Below are 17,431 nucleotides of genomic sequence, written 5' to 3' on the forward strand. Positions count from 1 at the left end.
CGGTTCTCAGTTCAGCAGGAGGCTCAGCCCCCCGACGGTGTACGTGATCATCAACGCGAGCAGGGGCAGTTGCCCGGCCACGGCCCGGGCCGGCGGGAAGAGCCGCACGGACCGGTCGTGCGCGGCAACGACCCCGAGGACGTGGCCGGTGACGACGGCGACGACCTGGAGGGCGGCGAGACCGCCCGGATCCAGAGGTGGGGCCGGAGCGGGGGCGGGATCAACACCCCCCGCGATGATTACTGTGCGTGACGCTTCGGTGACGAACAGGGAGAAATAGTGGGCTGTGAGGTAACCGAGAGCGATGGGAAGGAGGGAGTGGGCGAAGGCGGTCAGGGGACCCGGCAGCGGGCCGGAGACCAGGCGGGTGGCCGCCGCACAGAGGCAGTAGAGCGTGGCGACGAGGGCCACGGAGCCGAGGAGTCCGAGCGTGGCCGCGGGGGTGCGGCCGAGGGGGGAGGTCTGAATGGTGTTGATCCACGAGGGGTTGTCGGAGAAGCCGTCATAGGCGGTCGAACCGAGCAGGACGCAGACGGTGGCGACGAGTCCGGGCCGCTCGGGCGTCGCGTCGAGCCCGTGGAAGGGGTTGCGCAGGACGAGGCGGCCGTCGTCACGACGGCCGAGCGGGGAGAAACGGGCCAGCAGCGTTGAGTAGGCCTCGAAGGGGTCACCCTCGGCGAACCACGATTCGCCGAAGCGGGCCGCGAGGCCGAGTTGGACGGTGACGAAGACGACGAGTGCGGTCAGAAGGGTGGTGCGTGAGGCGGGGTCCGGGGAGACGAGTTCGAGCCAGGTGAAACCGAAGAGGCCGATGGCGGCGGGCCAGAGGCCGAGCCAGGACGGAAGGGGATGAGGAGGCTTCGCGGGGCCGCGGCGGGAGACCGGAGTGCGGTCGGCCGTCGGGATGGCGCGGCGCGGCGGGGTGTCGTGCACGGCCGGACCGAGGCGAGCGGTCGGGATCCGGCGCAGCAGCCCGTGCGGCAGCCGGTGCAACAGCTGGTGCAGGGTGCGCAGCGGGTTGAGCAGGCTCCAGACGGGGCCGAGGAGGAGGGAGGCGGGGACGAGACCGACCCACAACAGGACGTAGACGGCGCCGGGAGCGGGATTGCGGGCGGGGTCGTCGGGACCGAGGAGGAGGTGCAGCAGGACGAAGAGGGCGGCGGCGAGTCCGAGGACGCGCAGCGCGGTCCGGGTGGCCGGCGCGTCGGCCACCCGCTGGACGGCGGCGGGCAGCGGGCGGCCGGAGCGCGACCCCTGGAAGCGGGAGGTGGACCAGAGGAGGCCGAGTGCGAGGAAGGAGACGAAGAGTGCGGTGAAGGCGCCGGCGAAGGCGTAGAAGGGCGAGATGGGCAGGTCGTGCTGCGATCCGATGCCGTGGGCGAGGGTGGTGAGCGGATCGGCGGGTTGAGGGGGGAGGTGATCGCCGACGCGATCGGTGAGGTGATCGGCGAGGTGATCGGCGAGAGCGCTCCACGCTCCGTTCGGAGCGGATATCGGTGTCGGGCCCGGCACCGATATCGCACCGGTGGACAGCACCGGCGGCACCGCAGGTGTCGGCAGTACGGAGAGTGCCTGTAGCGGCGGCAGTGCCGGACTCATCAAGCTCGTCGAACTCATCGGACGAGGAGCTGGGTCAGGACGAGGTCGGACTCGTGGGTCTCGACCTCGAAGAGACCCGTGCGGTCGACCGTCAGGACCAAGACGGCTTCCTGGCCGGCGGGCAGCGGCAGTTCCTTGTCGTAGCCGTGGACGTGCAGCGTGTCCGCCCGGTCGCTGGTGACGCGCAGTGCGACCCGCTCGCCCCGCTTCAACTCCGTGCGACCGGGAGCAGGGGTCACCTTGCCGCCGCGGACGGCGATGGTGACCGTCCGGTCGGCTGCGGCGGCCGGGTCGGGGGCGGGCGCCTTGGCCGACGGCGCGGACGGGGCCGCGGCTCCGGGAGTGGAGTGGTCGTGGCCCGCCGGGCCGGGCGCGGACGCGGTGAGCGGGACGGTGGCCTCCACGGCCTTGCCCTCGACCGCCCAGGCCGTGTGGTCGTCCGCGTAGAGCCGGACGGTCAGGGTGTGGGCGCCCTCGGGCACCTGGGTGGCGGACAGGTGGTACCAGGGGCCGTACAGCCGGGCCAGTTTGTGGCCGTCGAGCACCAGGTGGGCATGGCCGCCACCGGCGAGGGCGGCGCCGCCCACGCTGTCGGGGGTGAAGCGGAAGTTGCCCACCTCCAGCTGGAGGTTCCAGCCGTCCTCGCTGTCGGGGCGGAGGGAGAGCTTCACCTCCGGTGCTCCCTGCGCCGGGACTTGGCGCAGGCGGTGGCCCGCCTCGTCCTGGGCTGCCAGCAAGGTGCCGACGCTGCCGGAGGCCTGCTGGTGGGTGGTGCCGGGTTTGTGGTGGGTCGTGGCCCGCCCCCCACACCCGGCCGCTCCTGCCACGGCGAGCAGGAGCAGCGCCGCGCAGACCACTGCCCCGCGGACCCGCCCGGTCCGGGGGCGGGGGTGGGGGTGGGCGCGGGTGCGGGGACGGGAGCTCGGCGGCCCGGGCGGCGTCGACCACTCCCCCGCACTCACGCGGGGCCGTCCGAGGTGGGGGCCGCCCCGGCGGCCGGGGTGGAGGCCGGACGGGCCGCCGGGGCCGGTTCGCGGTCGCCGCCGCCCGGACCGTCAGCGGCACCGCTACCGTCACCCCCGCCGTCACCGTCGCTCCCGCCGCCACCGTCGGTCCCGCCGTCGCCGGCGGCTGTGGGAGCGGGGATGGCGGGGTCGGGGTCCGGTCCGGGGCGGGCGGAGGCGATCACGGCCCACAGCACCCATACGAGCGCCACCAGGGCGCGGATCCATGCGGGGCTGAGCGGGATCCACGGAATCATCAGCACGGCCTTGTCGAAGGCGTCCAACAGGGTCAGTGCACCGAGCAGCAGGGTCAGCCGCGCCAGCCAGGGGCGGTCGGGGCGCAGTGCGACCCCGGTACCCGTCCACCACAACCCGAGGAGGAGCAGCGCGAAAGCCGGGACGAAGGTGGCGGTCAGCGCCATCGTCGATCCGGCGACGTCCAGGGCGAGCCCGGCCAGGCCGAGCAGCGAGCAGAGCGTGCCCAGTCGCGATCCGCGCAGTCGCCGCCACCACAACACCCCGCCGACCAGGGCCAGTACGACCGCGACGGCCAGCGCGATCTGTGTCTCCACCCGCTCCAGACCCCGGGCGCCGTACCAGTCGCATCCGGCCGGGAGCTTGCGCGCCTGGACGTTGTAGTCGGCGCACACGAGCAGTTGGGCCAGCTTGACCGGTTCGCCCGCCAACCGGGCCGAGCCGCCCGACACCGCTCCGCGCGCGTCGCCGCACTGCGGGAGGGTGCCGGGGGTGGAGCCGTCGGGTCCGTCCTGCCAGCAGTTCCCCGTGCCCTGGCCGTCCCACCACACGTCCGCGCCGTTCGGGCGGGAGGCTCCGGACTTGTCCTTGCCCAGGACGTTTCCGGCGTAGCGGTTGTGGTGCGAGGTATCGGCCTGCTTGCTCCAGGCCGACTCGCCACGGATGAAGGCGGGTACGGCGCTCAGGAAGAATCCGGCGCGGCGGTGTCCGTACACCCAGTTGTTCTCGTACACGTTCCAGTTGCCGCCCGCGGTGATGATGCCGGTGCCCGGCGGCATGGAGATCTGCGGACAGACCACGCCCTGCTCGTAGCCGCGGTCGACGGGTGCTTTGGCGCAGGTGCCGTCGGCGACGTATGGGTAGAAGTCCTCGTTGTTGTCGTGGATCAGGTTCCGCTCGAACAGGGCGTGGTTCTGCGGGAGTCCGGGGTGACCGGGGAAGGCGCTGTCCATCGAGGCACCGCCCATGTTGCCGTCGAACTCGTTGTCGTGCACCCACACCGAGTCGCCCGCTGTGCCGGAGTACCCGACCATGTTGTGGTGGCTGCGGCAGCCGGTGATCTCGATGGAGTGGCGCGGGACGTCGTAGCCGCGGCCGTCGTTGATGTCGGAGGCGCTGCCGGGGTAGATGCCGGAGTCGCCGTTGCCGTAGGACTCGCAGTTCTTGTACAGGCCGTGGTCGCTGGCGAAGGTGAGGAAGCCGTACTCGTCGTTCCACCGGGTCAGCACGTCGTCGATGACGAAGCCGTCGCCCGCCAGTACGTACAGCGAGTTGAAGGTGGTGCGCTGCGCGGTGAAGTTGCGGAAGTAGATCCCGTCGGACTTGTCGGCCCGGATGGCGTTCAGCTTCTGGTACTTGGCGTCGATGACGACGTCCTGACGGGACGCTCCGGTGCCCTCGATCTGCAGGTCCTTCTTGCCGAGTACGGCCACGAGGTTCTGGTTGTGACGGCACTGCACCTGCTGCTCGTAGGACAGGATCTGGTAGCCCAGTGCGGAGTTCGGGGCCTTCAGAGCCGCACAGGCGCCGGTCGGCTTGGGCAGGGAGGGCTCTTCCTCGTACAGGCCGGGCAGGATCGCGATGTTCATCCCGGGGCGGTCCACGGCGTCCACGGCCGCCTGGAGGTCGCGGTAGCCGCTCTTCTCGCACCGGTCGTACAGGGCGAGGTTGCGTTGTCTGAGCGGTTCGGGGAATCCGGCGGTCCGGCGTTCGAAGTCGGGGCGGCCGGTCTTGCAGACGAGGAGGTCGGGTTCGCCCGTGCGGTACTGCGGCACGCTTCCGGAGCCGTCGGGCAGGGTGACCGGTCGCTCCTCGTGGGCCTGCGCGGCGGGCGCGGCCGCGAAGAGTGCCAGGAGCGAGAGGAGGGCGGTGAGGGCGGCGAGGAGAGCCGCCGGAACGGCAGGGAGCCTGCGGATCCACGACATGCGCGTGAGAGTAGAGCAATGTTCATGTTTTTGGATCCCCCGCGTCCGCACGAATCCGGCGACGGAGCGCGGCAACGGAGCGCGGGGCGTGGATCCAGGCACGGATCCGGGCGTGGACCCGGACTCGGACCCGGGCGCGGCTCCATGCCCGGGTCCGGGCGCAGCAAGGCTGTCCGCCTCGTGATCGCCGAGCGGCCGCCGGAACCACCCCGACCGGCGAGCGATGGGTTGGCGGGCGACCGGCGGGTGCCCGTTGACGTCGGGGCTGCGGAATCCTACTGTCAACCATAGGATTCCTTCTACGGAGCGGGAGCAGCCATGAGCGAGCAGGCCAGGAAGACGGCGGAGGGGTTGGAGTACCTCACCGGCTTCGGCAACGAGCACAGCTCGGAGGCGGTTCCCGGCGCCTTGCCGATCGGCCGGAACTCGCCCCAGCGGGCCGGTCTCGGCCTCTACGCCGAGCAGCTGAGCGGCAGCGCCTTCACCGAGCCGCGCCCCCACAACCACCGCTCCTGGCTCTACCGCATCCGCCCCTCGGCCGCGCACCCGCCCTTCACCCGCGTCGACAACGGCGCCCTGCGCACCGCCCCCTTCACCGAGTCCGTCCCGGACCCCAACCGGCTGCGTTGGAACCCGTTGCCCGCCCCGGCCCCCGGCACCGACTTCGTGTCCGGCCTGTGGACCCTCGGGGGCAACGGCGACGCCACGCAGCGCACCGGCATGGCCATCCACCTCTACTCCGCCGACACCTCGATGACGGACCGGGTCTTCAGCGACTCCGACGGCGAGCTGCTGATCGTCCCGGAGCAGGGCGGGCTGCTGCTGCGCACCGAGTTCGGCCTGCTCAGCGCTCGACCCGGTGAGATCGCGCTGATCCCGCGCGGGGTCCGCTTCCGCGTGGAACTGCTCGACGCCACCGCCCGCGGTTACGTCTGCGAGAACTACGGCCGCCCCTTCGAGCTGCCCTACCTCGGCCCGATCGGGGCCAACGGCCTCGCCGCCGCCCGCGACTTCCAGGCCCCGGTGGCGGCGTACGAGGACGAGGACCGGCCGGTCGAGGTGGTCAACAAGTTCTGCGGCAACCTCTGGTCCGCCACCTACGACCACTCCCCGCTCGACGTGGTCGCCTGGCACGGCTCGCACGTCCCCTACGTCTACGACCTGCGCCGCTTCAACGTCCTGGGCAGCATCAGCTACGACCACCCCGACCCCTCGATCTTCACCGTGCTCACCGCCCCCTCCGACACCCCGGGCCTGGCGGGCGTCGACTTCGTGGTCTTCGCCCCGCGCTGGCTGGTCGGCGAGGACACCTTCCGGCCGCCCTACTTCCACCGGAACGTGATGAGCGAGTACATGGGCCTGATCGAAGGGGCCTACGACGCCAAGGCGGAGGGGTTCGTCCCGGGCGGCGGGTCCCTCCACAACATGATGTCCGCACACGGCCCGGACCGGGAGACCTTCGACCGCGCGAGCGCCGCCGAGCTGAAGCCGCAGAAGATCGAGGACGGCCTGGCCTTCATGTTCGAGACCCGCTGGCCGGTCACCGCCACCGCTCAGGCGGCCGAGGCGGATCACCTCCAGCGCGGCTACGACGACGTATGGCAGGGGCTGGAACGGCACTTCCGCGCCTAACATCGCAGCACACCGCCCTGCCCACCCGTTCGGAGAACCGCCCGTGACCGCCTTCGCACCCGACTCCCTGGTACTGAACCGGAAACTCCCGCTCTGGTACCAGGTGTCGCAGTCGCTGCGCGCCTCGATACTCGGCCGCACCCCGGAGGCGACCCTGCGCCTGCCCACCGAGGAGCAGCTCGCCGAGCACTACGGGGTGAGCGTGCTGACCATGCGCCAGGCCCTCAAGGAGCTGGAACAGGAAGGCCTGATCAGCCGGCACCGGCGGCGCGGCACGTTCATCGAGCCGGGAGCGCGGCGCAGCGCTCCGGTGCGGCTGCTGGGCTCGGTCGACGCGATCGTGGCCCAGCAGTCGGGCGAGCGCACGACGATCCTCGGCCACACCCGGACGCCGGTGCCCGGGGAGCTGCTGGAGTACTTCCCCGACCTCGCGGAAGTGGTGACGTACCGCCGGCTGCGGCACGACGGGGAGAGCGGCGAGCCGACGAACTGGGCCGAGAACGCGGTCCGTCCGGAGCTGGCCGAGGCGGTGGACCTGGCCGATCTGGAGCGGTGGCCGATGACCAAGGTGCTGCGCGACGTGGTGGGCGTGCGGATCAGCCGGATCACGGACACCGTCGAGGCGCGGCTCGCGGATCCGGCCACCGCCGAGCTGCTCCAGGTGCCGCTGCTCAGCCCGATCCTGCACTACACCGGGGTGACCTACGACGAGGACGGGCAGGTGGTGGACGTGGCCCGGATCCGCTACCGCGGTGACCGCTTCTCGTTCACGGTGACGATGGACGCGCACTAGCGACGCAGTGGCACGAGGGGGTGAACCTGTGCGGCGGATGGCGGCCGGGCCGGGGGCAGCGGTGGCCGTCCGCCGGGGCGCCGCTCAGGATCGGGTGGGAGGCGACCCCGAGCGACGGGAAGGGCGGCAGTCGATGCGGCAGGGAGAGCGGGACGAGCGACCCGCGCGAGGCGAGCAGGACGGCGTCGCGGTGGGCCTGATGGGTACGGCTCGGCCGGGGCCGCGCCGCGGGGCCGGGCAGCTGCGGGCCGCGATCCGGCGGACGAACCTGTTGCCCGCCTTCCTGGTGCTCACGGTCATGATGGTGGCGCTGTGGCTGGCGGGCATGCCGTTCCTCCAGGCGCTGACGGTCTCCACCGGAGTGAAGATCGCCCTGGTGCTGCTCGAACTCCGCCGGCTGCCCGACCCCGAAGCCTGATCGCAGCCGCAGCCGCAGCGCACAGCGGTCAGGGCTCACGGCTTACGGCTCACGGCTTACGGCTCAGGGCTCACGGCTCACGTCACCAGGTGCAGTGACGTTCCCGCGATGCCCACCCGTACGCTCTGGCCCCAGGTCAGCTCCAGGGCGTCGGCCTCCATCCCGTCGCCGAAGACCACGATCCGGTCCGACTCCACGGTCAGCCGGAGCTCCTGCCCCCGCCCCAGCTCACCGGCCACCCTCGTGGTTCCGGTCGTGGGCGAGGGCCAGGCCTCGCGCACGAACCACAGGAGGCGCGGGTCGCCGGGCCCGGGCAACCCCCCGGGGCTGCCGCGGTCCAGCCAGAGGGAACGCAGCCAGCCGGTGGCGCCCGTACCGGTGCCCACCAGCACCCCGGACGACGCCTGGGACTCGCCCGCACCCTCGCCCGCGCCAGCTCCCGCGCCCGCGTCCTCGCCCGCCTCGCCGTCGGAGCCCAGGCGGTAGCGGGCCGTCTGGTGCCCGGGTGCGCCCAGGTAGATCTCGTTCAGCGCGCGGAGGCGCTGGGTGTCGTCGGCGACGGCCTCGACCATGGTCAGCTCGTCCGTCCGCCCGCCGCCGGCGGTCGCCGCGCGCAGCAGGGCTGCCGTGTCGGTGCTGCGGTGCCGGACCAGGACCCCGGGGTTGCGCCCGGGGTCGGTGTCGATGCCCACCACGGGCTGCCCGCCGAGGTACTTCGCGGTGTTCGCGACCAGGCCGTCCTGGCCGACCACGACCACCACGTCCTCCGGCGCGAAGAGGAAGCGGTCCAGGTCCGCCCGCTCCACCCGGGAGCTGCGCCAGGTCAGCGGCACCGCCGCCGCCACCTCCCGCAGCGCCTGCTGGTTGCGGTCGTGGCGGCGGACCACCTCGTCGATCGACCGGCCCCGGCTGGAGAGGAAGAACGCGGCCTGCCCGTGCGTACCGTGCCGGGCGAGCAGCTCCTCGTACTCGGTCCTGCGGTGCACGAGCACCGCCCGCGGGGCCAGGCTCACGCGTCCGCTCCGCCGCCCGGACGTCCGAGCTTGCTGAGGAGCCCGGTGAGGACGTCGGGAGAGAGCGTGATGTTCTCGATCCGCGGCAGGTTCTCCGCGAGCCGGGTCGCCGCCAGGGCGTGCAGCGTGCCCGGGTCGACCTCGTCGTGCACGTGCAGCCAGGCGGCCTGCGCGTCGGCGCGCGCCGCGCCCGTCTCCCGCGCCGCCTCGGCGTCCGCGCGGGCCAGGCGCACCTTGCGGTCCGCCTCGGTTCCGGTCCGGATGCCGTCGGCCGCCGCCTTCTCCTCGGCCTCGCGGCGGGCGTTGGTGCCGCGCTGGTCGATCAGCTGCTCCTCGCGCCGGGCCAGTTCGATCTGGCTGGCCAGCTCGTTCTCGGCGATGGCCCGCTCGCGCTCGACGGCGACGGCCCGCCGTTCGTAGGTGGCCCGGTCCGCCTCCTGCTGGATCTGCTCGCGGGCCGGGGTGCGCAGGGCGCGCTCCACCTCGGCCTCGGGGCGGATCGCCACGACCCGCACGGCCACCACCTCGATGCCGGTGGCCGGGAGCCGGGGCTCGGCGGCGAGACCGGTGGCGACCCGCTCCCGGACGGAGGCGACGCCGTCCACCAGGGCGGCGGCCAGCGGGGTCCGGGCCAGTACGTCCAGCGCGTGCTGCTGCGCGGTCTCGGTCAGGAGGGTGGCGATCTGCTCCAGGGGTGCGCCGCGCCAGCTTCCGGTGTCCGGGTCGACGGAGAAGTCGAGCCGGTCCGCGGCCTCGGCCGGGTCGCTGATCCGGTAGGTGACGGTGGCCTGCACGGCGACGTCCTGGAAGTCGGAGGTCCGGGCGTGGAACGCCATGGCCAGCTCCCGGTCGTCCACGGGCACCTCGGAGAGCGCCGCGGACAGCGACCGGTACCAGAAGCTGAGCCCCCGCCCGTCGTGGGCGAGGTGCCCGCGCTTGTGGTGGCGGATGTGGGCGGTGGGCGCGGAGCGCAGATGACGCCAACCGAAGCGCCTGGTGATGTCGGCCATGACGGACCCCCTCATTTCGTCAGCCCGACGATAAAGGGGGCACCTTCATATCGTCAAGGGGACGAGAAGGGAGAACTCCGGCCACATTCGGGCGAGTGCGCCGACGGTGGACCGGGCCGACAGCCCCTAGCATCGGGTGCTGTGAGCGAAGACGTACCTCAGTCGGTCGTGCCTCCGGTCGCGCCCCCGGCCGTGCCCCCGGTCGCGCCGCCGACCGCGCCGCCGACCGCGCCCCTGGCCGTGCCCCTGCTGGACGAGCTGCTCCCCTGGTCCGTGGGTGGGATGCGGCTCGGGCGGGACTGGGTGGCCGCGCCCGATCCCGGCTCGTTGCGGGCCCGTTGGGCGGCGGTGACCGGCGCCGAGGGCGCCGAGCGGGAGCGGCTGTTCCGGCCGAGCCGCTCGCGCGGGCCCGCCTCCGGCGCGGCCGCGCTGCCCGGCCAGCGGTCGGCCACGGGGCGGTTCGGGCGGGAGCCCGGCGCCTGCCCCGACCCCGTCCGGGTGCTGTACGAGCCCTTCGACGAGCAGTGGTTGCTGCCCGACCAGCGGCTGATCGACCTGGCCCGCCCCGAGCTGTGGCGGGTCCTGGACGAGCACCAGCTCTTCCTCGTGGAGCCGCCCGGGCTGGCGTCCCCGCTGGCCACCGCGCACCTCCCGGCGGGGCGGCTCGGCCGGATCCGCCCGCTGCACCGCCGCCCCGGGGGCGCCGAGCCCAATCTGGCGCCGGGGCTGCTGCCGCTGCTGGGCGAGGTCTACCGCGGGTGGGTGACTCCGGAGGACGTCCTGTGCTGGGTCCTCGCGGCGGCCCGACCGGGCCCGCGGGGCCACGAGGTCCCGCTCCCCGCCGATCCGGAGCGGTGGCGGGCCGGGCTGGAGCTGGGGCAGCGGCTGCTGACCGTCCAGCTGCGCGGGGCCCGCGGGGGCGAGCCGCCCCGACTGCCGGGCGGGCGCCGCCCGTACGTCCGTTCGGCGGTGACGGGGTGGCCGGGCGAGCTCGCGTACGACGAGGAGGGCGCGAGCCTGCTGCTGGGCGCCGGGAGCATCGCACCCGTCCCGGCCGCGGCGTGGACGTACGAGGCGGGCGGCGTGCGCGTGCTGGAGCGGTGGTTCGCCGCCCGTTGCGCGCACCGGGCACCGGAGGCGCAGGGCCTGGCCGCGCTGGGCCCCGCCGAGTGGCCGCAGACCTGGACCTCGGAGCTGCTGGCCCTGGTCACCACCGTGAGCCTGCTGGCCGGGCTGGCCCCGGAGCGGGCCGCCTTCGAGCCGGGGCCCGCGCTCCCGGCGGAGCGGCTGCGCGCGGCCGGGGTGCTGCCGCCGCCCCGCTGGGCGCGCCGCCCGGCCTCGGTCCTGAGCCACCAGGAGGAGGGTCCGGACGGCCAGTTCGCGCTCCCGTTCTAGAACGGGAGCGAAGGTGGGGAACGGGCCGCGGGCGGCGGGGGACGACCTCGCGGGGGGTGACAGACCGGGAGCGGGACGGTAGGACCGGGGCATGAACTCAAGCCCGCAGCCCCTCCCCCTCGACGGGATCACCGTGGTCGCCGTCGAGCAGGCCGTCTCCGCGCCCTTCGCCACCCGGCAGCTCGCCGACCTCGGGGCCCGTGTCATCAAGGTCGAGCGGCCCGACGGCGGGGACTTCGCCCGCGGTTACGACACCGCCGCGCACGGGTTGGCCTCGCACTTCGTGTGGGCCAACCGCGGCAAGGAGTCGATCGCGCTGGACCTGAAGGACCCGCGCGGCCTGGACGCCCTGCACGGCCTGCTCGCCGACGCGGACGTCTTCGTACAGAACCTCGCCCAGGGAGCCGCCGCCCGGCTCGGCCTGGACGCCGCCGCGCTGTGCGCGCGCTACCCGCGGCTGGTCGCGGTGGACATCTCGGGCTACGGCGCGCGGGGACCGTACGCGCACAAGCGGGCGTACGACATGCTCGTGCAGTGCGAGGCGGGCCTGGTCTCGGTCACCGGCACCCCCGAGCGACCGGTCAAGGCGGGCATCCCGGCCGCCGACATCGCGGCGGCCATGTACGCCTTCTCCGGAGTCCTCGCGGCCCTGCTGCGGCGCGGCACGACCGGGCTCGGCGGCCCGGTGGAGGTCTCGATGCTGGACGCGCTCGCCGAGTGGATGGGCCACCCCCTGCACCTGACCATGCACGGCGGCGAGGAGCCGGCCCGGACCGGTCTGGCGCACGCCGTGATCGCGCCGTACGACGCCTACGCCACGGCCGACGGGGATCGGGTCCTGTTGTCGGTGCAGAACGACCGCGAGTGGCGACGGCTGGCCGAACAGGTCCTGGAACGGCCGGAGTTGGCCGACGATCCGGCCTACGCGACGAACGCCGCGCGCACCGCGAACCGGGAGAAGACCGACGCCGTGGTCGCCGAGGCGCTGGGCCGGTGCGGGGCGGCGGAGGCGCTCGCGCGACTGGAGGCGGCCGGGATCGCCTGCGCACGGCTGAACTCGGTGGCCCGGCTGGCCGGGCACCCCCAGCTGGCGGCGCGGGACCGCTGGCGGGAGATCGGTTCACCGGCGGGACCGCTGCGGGCGCTGCTGCCGCCGATCGGGCTGCCGGGTGGCGCGGAACCGCGGATGGGCGCGGTTCCCGCGCTCGGCGAGCACACCGACGCCTTGCTGCGCGCCCTGGGGATGACGGACGCGCAGATCACGGCACTGCGCCGGGACGGTGTGATCGCCTGAGGCCGGGGACGAGAGCGATCGGGGAGACGCTCGGGACACGGATACGGACGCGGATACGGACGCCGATACGGAAACGGACGCGGGTACGGACGCCGGGTACGGAAGCGGAAGCGGATCCGGGTGCCGCCGCAACGGCCCTGGATCCGGAACCGGTTACGAGCGCCGGCTGCCGAAGAGCGTGCGGCGCAGCCGTCGCAGCGGCGCGAAGAGCGAGACGCGCGCGCTCCGGCTCCGCTGTACGTGCGTGTGGTCGCGCGACGTCAGCTCACGCATCAGCAGCGTCGCCTCGGCGGCGTCACCGTGCGGCACGGCGGGTCCGCCCAGCACCGCGAGGTGACGGTCGAGGCGCGAACTGGTCGCACCGCTCCCGCAGGTGATGGCAGGCACGCGGGGCGGCCTGCTGCGCATAGCTATCTGTTCCATGTCTCTCCCCACCCGTACGAAGGCACCCGGCCCGGGCAGGGTAACCCTATCGCCCTCGCGTGGCAGTCGGGTATCCCGGTCGCGTGAATTACCCCTGTAGTGGTGGGTAGTTGACGATTACTCAGCGCAGTTGACGGTCACTCTCCGAAGTGACCCGGCGTCACGGGGCTGCCGCGGGGCCCCTCGGCGGGGCGGACGGCCGCGCGGGAGTGCGATGTGGAGAGTTGCGGCGCGACGGGCGTCACACCGCGGACGATCGGTTAACTTGGAGTGATCACCCCGTTACCCGGATGAGGGGGCTCGTGTGAGCGGAGAGCCGAGCGGCGACGAACGCGTGGTCGCGGGACGGTACCGGCTGCTGGGCCCGCTGGGCCAGGGCGGCATGGGCATCGTCTGGCGGGCCAGGGACGAGGTCCTGGGCCGCGAGGTCGCCGTGAAGGAGGTCCGGGCCCCGGCCGGCCTGGACGAGGCCGACGTGCAGCGGATGTACGCGCGCCTGGAGCGCGAGGCGTGGGCCTCGGCCCGGGTCACGCACCGCGGGGTGGTCACCGTCTACGACGTGGCCACCGACGGCGGGCGGCCCTGGATCGTGATGGAGCTGGTGCGCGGGCTCTCGCTCGCGGAGGTGCTGGAGGCCGACGGCCCGCTGACCCCGCAGCGGGCCGCGCACATCGGCGAGCAGGTGCTCTCCGCGCTGCGCTCCGCGCACGAGGCGGGCGTGCTGCACCGTGACGTGAAGCCGGGGAACGTGCTGATCGCCAACGACGGCCGGGTACTGCTCAGCGACTTCGGGATCGCCCGGCTGGAGGGCTCCTCGGCGATCACGATGACCGGCGAGGTGGTCGGCTCCCCCGAGTACCTGGCGCCGGAGGCGGCGCTGGGCACCGCGCCCGGGCCCGCCTCCGACCTCTGGTCGCTGGGCGTGATGCTCTACGCGGCGGTCGAGGGGCACACCCCCTTCCGTCAGGACACCCCGGTCGCCACGCTGCAGGCCGTGGTGGACCGGGAGCTGCCGCCGCCGCGCCACGCCGGGGCGCTGACGCCCGTACTGGAGGGGCTGCTGCGCAAGGACCCGGCCCTGCGGATCTCCGCACCGGAGGCGGCGCGGATGCTGCGGGTGGTGGGTGCGGGCGGCACCGTACGGGCGGCGGGCGGGCCGCTGTCGGGGCCCGATGCGCCGACGACGACCGCGCACCACGGCGACGGCCAGGGCCAGGGACACGGGCACGGGCACGGATACGGGCAGGCCGGCGGCCCGGGACAGACCTACGGTCGGGACCCGGGCGCGGCACCGGGATCCGGATCGGGCTCGGATCGGGGCGCGGGGCCGTACGGGGCGCCCGCCTCCCCGCCGCCCGCCCCCGGATCCGGCTACGGGACCGCGCCGCAGTCGGGCTACGGGCCCGCGGCGGACTCGCCCCGCACCGGGCGGGCCGGTCTGGTGCTCACCGCCGGGATCGTGGTCCTGCTGCTGGCGCTGGCCGCGCTGGGCTGGCTGCTGCTCAAGGACCGTACGGACGGGGCCGCGGGCGGCAGCGGTGCGACGGGCGGGCCGGGCAGCTCGCTGAGCGCCTCCCCCGCCGGCTCGGCCCCGACGCCCTCGGCCACCCCGTCGCCCAGCCCGTCACCGAGCGGTTCGGCGACGCCGGACCAGAAGGTCACGGTGTCGGTGCACGCGGTGCGCGACCGGTACGCGGGCCCCTGCCCGCCGCCCGAGGCGTCCGCGCCCGCCTTCACGGCGTCCCTGGAGGTGGTCCGTACGCCGGTGGTCGTGGAGTACCGCTGGACCACCCGCAGCGGGGTGAGCTCCGCGCCGGACTGGCAGGCCGTCACCTTCGAGGCGGGCGGGCCCACCGTCCGCGAGCTGTCCTTCACCGAGCTGAGCCACCACCCCGGCGCGACGCTGGACGACGCGGTGCGGGTGGAGGTGCGGCGGCCGGGCACGCTCGCCTCCGATTGGGTGAACTTCTCCGTCAGGTGCGCGACGCAGACCCCGTCGGGCGGGGCCTCCTCTCCCGGCGCCTCCGGCACCTCCGGTTCGTCCGGCGCGCCGAGCCCGTCGTCCAGCCCGGGCCCGACGCCGTGATGATGCCGGTTCCTCAGGCCGCGCTGGTGAAGACCGGGAGGTAGCCGCCGGACTGTCCGGCCGCGGTCGGGTGGTAGGACTCGCCGATGTTGGCCCAGTTGAGACTGTGCAGCCACTCGCTGCCCGAGCAGATCTCGTGCCCGGTGAAGGCGCTGGTCACCGAGGCGAAGCGGAAGCCGTGGTTGGCGGCGCGCTTGGCGAGCGCGGCGTTGAGGTAGTCGGCCGCGCCGTCGATCGCGGCGCGCTTGCCCTCGGACAGGCCCGCGAGGCAGCTGCCGCCGAGCTTGTAGAAGCGGGGGTAGCCGAGGATCACCACGTGCGCGTTCGGCGCGCGCGAGGCCACCGCGTCGTACACGGCGTCGAGTTTGCCGGGGAGGGTGGAGTCGACGTACGCCTTGGCCTGGTTGACGCGGTTGACGCAGCTGGACTCGGACTGGAGCACACAGGTGGTCATGACGTCGGAGAAGCCGGCGTCATTGCCCCCGACGGTGAGGCTGACGAGGTCGGTCCCGGTGTTGAGCGGGGCGAGCTGGTTGGCGCGGACGTCGTCCGTCCGGGCGCCCGAGCAGGCGGTGAAGGAGAAGGTCTGGGGTGCGTGCGCGGCGGCCCAGAGGGCTGGGTAGGCCCGGCTGGTGCGCTTGCAATCGCCGCTGGAGCTGTCGTAGTTCCCGGATCCGACACCGGAGGAGTACGAGTCGCCGAGTGCGACGTAGCCGAAGTCCGCCTGGGCCGCGGAGGCCTGTCCGGCGCCGAACAGCGCGGCGCCCGCGGCGAGGAGGAGCGAGGAGGTTAATGCGGCAAACCGTGACAATCTCATGTACGGCTCCTTGTGGGGGTTTCGTCTCGATTCCGTGGTACAAGGAGCGGGGCCCGTCTGGAAGTGTTCATGCCAAGAATGTTCGGGGTGGAGTTCCGGCCGGAATCTTCACCCCGGTTGCGTTTGAAGGGGGAACCCGCGCACCCGTTCCGGCGAAACACGGGTGCACAGGGCCACTTCGTGCCGGATCATGGGCGCCATGCCAGCCAACCCTCATGACGCGCTGCCGATCCGGCTCAACGTCGACGACAGCGACTCCCCGTCGGACGTCGTCGACGCACTGTTCCTCGGCCGGTTCGCGTCGGGCGAGCAGCCGTACTCGCACAGCGTTTCCATCGAGCGGGTGAAGGCGGGGGCCACCCTGGTCCCGCCCGCCGCCACCGTGCTGCGCTCGGCCCGCGACTCCGACCGGAGCGCCACCCTCGCCGAGGGCGAGGGGTGGACCATGCTCGTCTCGCGCTGGAGCCGGGGCGCGGACGTCACCGTGACGGCGGTCAGCGACGAACTGGCCTCCAGCGTGCTCGGCGAGGCCACCGAGGGCGTCCAGGACGAACCCGAACCGCAGCCCGAGAACGTCACCATGGGGTTCTGGTACGTCTCCCCGCGCCGCGGCCCGTACCGGACGACCCGCCAGATCGCCGCCGGCACCTGGGCCGAGGTGCGGCCCAACTACACCGCGCCCGTGGCCGGTGCGCTCGACCGGCTGATGAAGGTGACCCCGGACGACATCGCGGGGCGGCTGCTGCTGCTCCACGGGCCGCCCGGGACCGGCAAGACCTCCGCGCTGCGCACTCTCGCCCGGTCCTGGCGCGACTGGTGCCAGGTGGACTGCGTCCTCGACCCCGAGCGGCTGTTCAACGACGTCGGCTACCTGATGGACATCGCCATCGGCGAGGACGAGGGCACGGCCAAGGGCCGCTGGCGGTTGCTGCTGCTGGAGGACTGCGACGAGCTGATCCGCGGCGAGGCCCGGCACACCGCCGGGCAGGCGCTGTCACGGCTGCTGAACCTGACGGACGGTCTGCTGGGCCAGGGCCGCAACGTCCTGGTCGGCGTCACCACCAACGAGGACCTGGAGCGGCTGCACCCCGCCGTGGTCCGGCCCGGGCGTTGCCTGGCCCGGATCGAGGTCGACCGGCTGACCCACCGCGAGGCCGTGGAGTGGCTCGGCACCGACGAGGGGGTGCCGCGCGAGGGGGCGACGCTGGCCGAGCTGTTCGCGCTCCGGCGCGGCACGGGCCCGGCGTCCCTGTTGCCGCCCCAGGGTCACGGGGCGGACGCGGGGCTGTACCTGTAGGGGCGGGGCGTGGTCGGCGTGCTGAATCCTGCCGGGCCGCGTCCTGCCGTGCCGAGGCCTACCCGTGCGGTGGCCGGTCAGCCGCCGTACCGCGCCCGCAGGGCCGCCGCCGCGGCGGCTTCGGCCGCCTCGCGGGTCAGGCCCAGCCGGTGGGCGCGCTCCGCGTAGGCCTGGGCGGCCGTCGCGGCCTCGCGGTCGGCCGTGCCGCCCTCGGCGGCGATGAAGGTGCCGTTGCGGCCGCGGGTCTCGATCACCCCGTCCGCCTCCAGCGCCCGGTAGGCCTTGGCGACCGTGTTCGCGGCCAGGCCCAGCTCCTCCGCCAGCCCGCGCACCGTCGGCAGTTTGAAGCCGGCCGGCAGCCGCCCCGAGCGCGCCTGCCGGGAGATCTGCGCGCGCAACTGTTCGTAGGGGGCGGCCGCACCGGCCGAGCCGTCAAGGGCGAGCTTCAGGTTCGTCGAGGTCACGGGGCC

At 73.8% G+C, this 17,431-nt stretch carries 15 protein-coding genes; 7 read left to right on the top strand and 8 right to left on the bottom strand.

All coding sequences use genetic code 11. From position 1 onward, the window contains the following. Positions 1–6: 6 nt before the first annotated feature. The 3 genes from ACIQWR_RS34455 to ACIQWR_RS34465 form a co-directional block, all read right to left on the bottom strand. Positions 7–1,599 carry a hypothetical protein gene (locus tag ACIQWR_RS34455; RefSeq protein WP_404017899.1) on the bottom strand — a complete coding sequence of 531 codons (1,593 nt, stop codon included), beginning with the start codon at positions 1,597–1,599 and terminating at the stop codon, positions 7–9. Between the two features lie 14 nt (positions 1,600–1,613). Next, positions 1,614–2,456 carry a hypothetical protein gene (locus ACIQWR_RS34460; protein ID WP_404018097.1) on the bottom strand — a complete coding sequence of 281 codons (843 nt, stop codon included), beginning with the start codon at positions 2,454–2,456 and terminating at the stop codon, positions 1,614–1,616. A 101-nt stretch (positions 2,457–2,557) separates the two neighbouring features. Further along, positions 2,558–4,783 carry a right-handed parallel beta-helix repeat-containing protein gene (locus tag ACIQWR_RS34465; protein ID WP_404017902.1) on the bottom strand — a complete coding sequence of 742 codons (2,226 nt, stop codon included), beginning with the start codon at positions 4,781–4,783 and terminating at the stop codon, positions 2,558–2,560. A gap of 318 nt (positions 4,784–5,101) precedes the next feature. On the opposite strand from ACIQWR_RS34465, the gene hmgA reads away from it, so the two are divergent. The 3 genes from hmgA to ACIQWR_RS34480 all read left to right on the top strand — a co-directional run bounded on the left by hmgA (position 5,102) and on the right by ACIQWR_RS34480 (position 7,626). Next, positions 5,102–6,415 (top strand): homogentisate 1,2-dioxygenase, encoded by a 1,314-nt coding sequence (gene hmgA, locus ACIQWR_RS34470; protein WP_404017905.1) that lies wholly within the window; start codon positions 5,102–5,104, stop codon positions 6,413–6,415. Between the two features lie 43 nt (positions 6,416–6,458). Next, on the top strand, positions 6,459–7,208 hold the full coding sequence (locus ACIQWR_RS34475) for a GntR family transcriptional regulator (protein WP_404017908.1): 750 nt from the start codon (positions 6,459–6,461) through the stop codon (positions 7,206–7,208). A gap of 133 nt (positions 7,209–7,341) precedes the next feature. Next, the gene (locus ACIQWR_RS34480; protein WP_404017911.1) at positions 7,342–7,626 is read left to right on the top strand and encodes a hypothetical protein; all 285 of its coding nucleotides are present in this window, start codon (positions 7,342–7,344) and stop codon (positions 7,624–7,626) included. 77 nt (positions 7,627–7,703) lie between these two features. Here the strand turns inward: ACIQWR_RS34480 and ACIQWR_RS34485 are convergent, their stop codons facing one another. Together ACIQWR_RS34485 and ACIQWR_RS34490 are read right to left on the bottom strand one after the other, a co-directional pair. After that, a complete protein-coding gene (locus ACIQWR_RS34485; RefSeq protein WP_404017914.1) occupies positions 7,704–8,639 on the bottom strand; it encodes a hypothetical protein in 936 nt (311 codons plus the stop codon). Next, positions 8,636–9,649: an SPFH domain-containing protein gene (locus ACIQWR_RS34490; protein ID WP_404017917.1), complete on the bottom strand. Its 1,014-nt coding sequence runs from the start codon at positions 9,647–9,649 to the stop codon at positions 8,636–8,638. Before ACIQWR_RS34490 ends, ACIQWR_RS34485 begins: the two co-directional genes overlap by 4 nt. Before the next feature lie 192 nt (positions 9,650–9,841). Between ACIQWR_RS34490 and ACIQWR_RS34495 the strand changes: the two genes are divergently transcribed. Further along, positions 9,842–11,044 (top strand): type ISP restriction/modification enzyme, encoded by a 1,203-nt coding sequence (locus ACIQWR_RS34495; RefSeq protein WP_404018100.1) that lies wholly within the window; start codon positions 9,842–9,844, stop codon positions 11,042–11,044. Between the two features lie 91 nt (positions 11,045–11,135). Then, positions 11,136–12,338: a CaiB/BaiF CoA transferase family protein gene (locus tag ACIQWR_RS34500; RefSeq protein ID WP_404017919.1), complete on the top strand. Its 1,203-nt coding sequence runs from the start codon at positions 11,136–11,138 to the stop codon at positions 12,336–12,338. A 153-nt stretch (positions 12,339–12,491) separates the two neighbouring features. On the opposite strand, the gene ACIQWR_RS34505 is transcribed toward ACIQWR_RS34500, so the two are convergent. Then, entirely contained in the window at positions 12,492–12,761 is a 270-nt protein-coding gene (locus tag ACIQWR_RS34505) for a hypothetical protein (protein ID WP_354384390.1), read from the bottom strand. Between the two features lie 304 nt (positions 12,762–13,065). Between ACIQWR_RS34505 and ACIQWR_RS34510 the strand changes: the two genes are divergently transcribed. Continuing rightward, on the top strand, positions 13,066–14,847 hold the full coding sequence (locus ACIQWR_RS34510; protein ID WP_404017923.1) for a serine/threonine-protein kinase: 1,782 nt from the start codon (positions 13,066–13,068) through the stop codon (positions 14,845–14,847). A gap of 13 nt (positions 14,848–14,860) precedes the next feature. Here the strand turns inward: ACIQWR_RS34510 and ACIQWR_RS34515 are convergent, their stop codons facing one another. Next, a complete protein-coding gene (locus ACIQWR_RS34515; protein ID WP_404017926.1) occupies positions 14,861–15,664 on the bottom strand; it encodes an SGNH/GDSL hydrolase family protein in 804 nt (267 codons plus the stop codon). Between the two features lie 199 nt (positions 15,665–15,863). On the opposite strand from ACIQWR_RS34515, the gene ACIQWR_RS34520 reads away from it, so the two are divergent. Continuing rightward, positions 15,864–16,961 (top strand): DUF5925 domain-containing protein, encoded by a 1,098-nt coding sequence (locus tag ACIQWR_RS34520; RefSeq protein ID WP_399266747.1) that lies wholly within the window; start codon positions 15,864–15,866, stop codon positions 16,959–16,961. Between the two features lie 77 nt (positions 16,962–17,038). Here ACIQWR_RS34520 and ACIQWR_RS34525 read toward each other — a convergent pair whose 3' ends face one another. After that, positions 17,039–17,425 carry a GntR family transcriptional regulator gene (locus tag ACIQWR_RS34525; RefSeq protein ID WP_404017930.1) on the bottom strand — a complete coding sequence of 129 codons (387 nt, stop codon included), beginning with the start codon at positions 17,423–17,425 and terminating at the stop codon, positions 17,039–17,041. Positions 17,426–17,431: the final 6 nt, after the last annotated feature.

The sequence above is a fragment of the Streptomyces sp. NPDC098789 genome (genome assembly GCF_044759975.1).
GTDB lineage: Bacteria > Actinomycetota > Actinomycetes > Streptomycetales > Streptomycetaceae > Streptomyces.